This window comes from Undibacterium sp. GW821-FHT11H02 (genome assembly GCF_058808015.1).
In genome coordinates this window covers 1-3,397 of sequence record NZ_JBXARG010000041.1, presented here as the reverse complement: position 1 = coordinate 3,397, position 3,397 = coordinate 1, and the positions used below count along the sequence as shown (strand labels likewise).

Sequence of the window (3,397 nt, the reverse complement as noted above, 5' to 3'; positions counted from 1 at the left end):
GTATCGTTACCTGCACCACCGGTCATACTATCAGCACCGTTACCACCGACCAGTGAATCATTGCCAGATCCACCAGAGATAGTATCTGCACCGTTACCACCGTTGAGGGTGTCGTTGCCAGTGTCGCCGAGAATCACTTCTGCAGCTAAGCCACCTTGGAACGCGTAGTTGATACCAGTAACACCTGCACCGAAGCTGCTTGTTGAACCAGCAACACCACCGAAGACGAAGTCGGATTCGATGTTAATGACATCAGCGACACCATCCAAGTAAGCGCCGTTAGTTTCGATTGCATCAGCTGCATTTGCATCCAACTGAATAGTCAACACGTTACCGCCCGCTAAAGTAGCTGCTGTACCACCAGTCACCAAGGATGCGAAGTCCAACAAAGTACCTGCATCATTGTGTTCCCATGACAACTTACTGTAGTTAATTGAACCCGCTCCAGATGTTGGAACAGCGCCGTTTGCTAAACCAGCTGCACTGAAGTCACCAGTCAAAGTCAAGGTGTTCAAAGCATTGTCATAAGTAGCTGCTGTGATAGTCACCAAGTTTGCGTTCTTAGTGAAGGTCACTGATGAATCAGCTAAAACACTTCTGTTACCAGCTGTATCCACTTGATAAGCAGAAACAGTGATATTGCCGTTAGCCAAAGCTGTCAAATCGTGTGCAGCGACACCGCCAGCAAGCCAGTCGGCAGCGGACATGGAACCGCTGATGTCAGCGCCGACACCGACTGAATCAGTGATCGTGTAGTACACCGCAGCACCTGCTTCAGCCAAGGTACCTGCTGTCAGTGTGAATGCCGCTACTTCTGCACCACTCAGAACGCCGTCGCCGCCTGTCAAGGCAGCAGCGGTTTGCATACCCAGATCAACTGGAGCTGTTGTATCAGTTTGGTACTGAGCTGTGCTTGCGCCAACCGCAGATACGTTACCAGCCAAGTCAGTGGACTGAGCAACTACAGAACCTACCAAGAACGTCGAGTTTGCACCCAATGTCAAAGTAGAACCTGTACCTGCCAAGGCGCCAGCGATAGTGCCGTCTGTATCGTAGACCCAAGTAGAGCCTGCTGTCAGACCTGACACATTGACTGTACCAGTCTGTGTGATGCCGTCAGACGTTGTGCCTGTACCTGGCGCACTGTTGCTTGTATCTGTTGCCAAGGCAACTGACAATACATCAGCAGTTGTATCCAACGTGAAGGTGATTGGTGTAGTGCCAGTGTTATTTGCACCGTCCGTTGCCGAAACATTGACTGTGTAAGTGCCATCTGCCAACGCTGCAGCGTTAAACGCGGCCAAGGCTGCAGCCATCGTTGCTTGACCTGTGATAGTGAAGGCTGTTGGGCCTGATGTCACAGTGATACCGTAAGTTGTTGATGCATCAGCACCTGCAACCAAGGCTGTCAAGTCAGCATTGTTTGTGTACAGATCCAGAGCACTTGAGCCAGAGTCAGCTACCAAACCAACTGTCAATGTTGGAGCAGTATTGTCTTTAACTACGTTCAAAGTATTGGAAGTAGCAGAGACGTTACCCGCAGCATCAACCACACGTGCTGTCACGCTGTATGCGCCATCGGCTGTAGTTGCAGTTGTGTAGTCAGCCGCGTTCAACCAAGTAGCACCAGCATTGATGGAGTACTGAGTTTGCGTTGCGTTCACATCAACACCACCAGCTGTAACACTGATCGACACGTCGTTAGAGATCAAGTCAGCAGCACCCGAGTCTGCTGCCAAGCCGATCGTCGGTGTTGTTGGTGCTACAGTATCCAAAGTGAAGTTAGAAGTCAGTGGCCAAGAAGTCGAATTATTACCTGCAACGTCAGTTGAACCGATCTGTACTGTGTACGCTCCATCGTCATTCGCCAATTCACGAGCATCCATAAACGCATCGAGTGCCGCTTGTGCGAGTGCCACAGATGCATAAGTAGCGAACGGCAAATTAGTTGGTCCCGAGACACTCATAGAGAAAGCTTGAGTAGCTGAGAGACCACTACCGCCGTCTGCTGCAGTAAGCGTGAAGTTGCCTTGTGAAGTGATGTTATCAGCTTGACCAATAGGCGTTGCTGTTGACGTATTTTCAGTATCTGCAACGATGGTCAGACCAACTGTCGGAGGTGTCGTATCAACCACCACTGGCAATACCAAGGAAGATGCACTTACGTTAGCTGCAGCATCTGTCGATGTTGCGTAGTAAGTGTAGCTACCGTCAGCCAAAGTGCCTGGCACTGCGAGTGACCATGCTGTAGCACCCGCTGCAACTACCACGGTACCAACCAAAGTCGTCAAACCAGCATCAGAGTACACATTCACAGTTTGAGCGGAGCCTGCATCCAGAGTCACAGTGCCGTTCAAAGTGATAGTGTTGTCGTTAGTGATTTCATCAGTTGCAGAGTCACCGTTGTCAGTTGTTACGCCATTTGCATCGAACACTGGAGCGACAGGAGCCGCTGTATCCACTGTTACATATTTGCCAGCAGAGTAACCAGCTGCACCCAATACTGTCACGCTGTCGTTGTTCGCCAAATCGCGTTGTGAAGCAGCGAATTGGTAAGTACCGTCAGCCAACAAGCCTGTTGCGAAGGTGTATGCACCCGTTGCATCAGCGACGGTTTGACCCATCAATGTGTAGGTTGGACCAGCAGTTACACTGTAGACGTAGACTGTAGCGCCGCCTTCAGCAGAACCCGCTGCGCCCGTCACCAACAAAGTGTTGTCTTTGGTGATGATAGGATCGCCAACAGTACCCAACTCAGTAGTTGCACCCGTATTCACTGTGAAGCCGCTGATTGTTGGAGCAACGATACCTGTGTCAATCAACACTTGCTGTGTAGCAGAAGGTGCGCTGACGTTACCCACTGCATCAGTCGAAGTCACATTAAACAAGTACTGACCGTCGTTCAAGTTAGTCGTAGCTGGTTTGAATGCAGCACTACCACCAGCAATGTCAGTCGCTGTTGTGAATGTCCAAGCGCCAGCGCCGTTCGCTGTTACTGTACCCAACACGGTTGTGTCGTTGTACAAAGTCACAGTGCTGTTTGGTTCTGCAAAGCCAGTCAAGACCAAAGTTTCGTCAGTCGTGATGTTGTCACCAATAACGCCAGTATCTGTACTGAAGTTGGTGATAGACGGTGTGATTGGAGCAACCGTATCTACAGTCACGTTCTTCACGCTAGTAGCTGTATTACCAGCAACATCGGTCGCGGTGATTGTGAATGTTTTATCAAACGCCGCAGCAGATTGACCCAAGTTGAAGTAATCAGTTGGTGTCAAAGAGTAGCTGTATGTCGTGCCAGTCACGAGGGCTGAGCGTGTTACGCCACCCACATCAACCGTCACAGTAGAGCCTGCTTCAACCGTACCAGTTACTGTTACACCGAGGTTTTTCTCAGCCA

General features: G+C 50.3%; 1 protein-coding gene. It reads right to left on the bottom strand.

The features are described 5' to 3' along the window. The coding region (locus AC1RR2_RS20845) for a beta strand repeat-containing protein (protein WP_493224210.1) at positions 1-3,397 on the bottom strand (3,397 nt) is incomplete at both ends.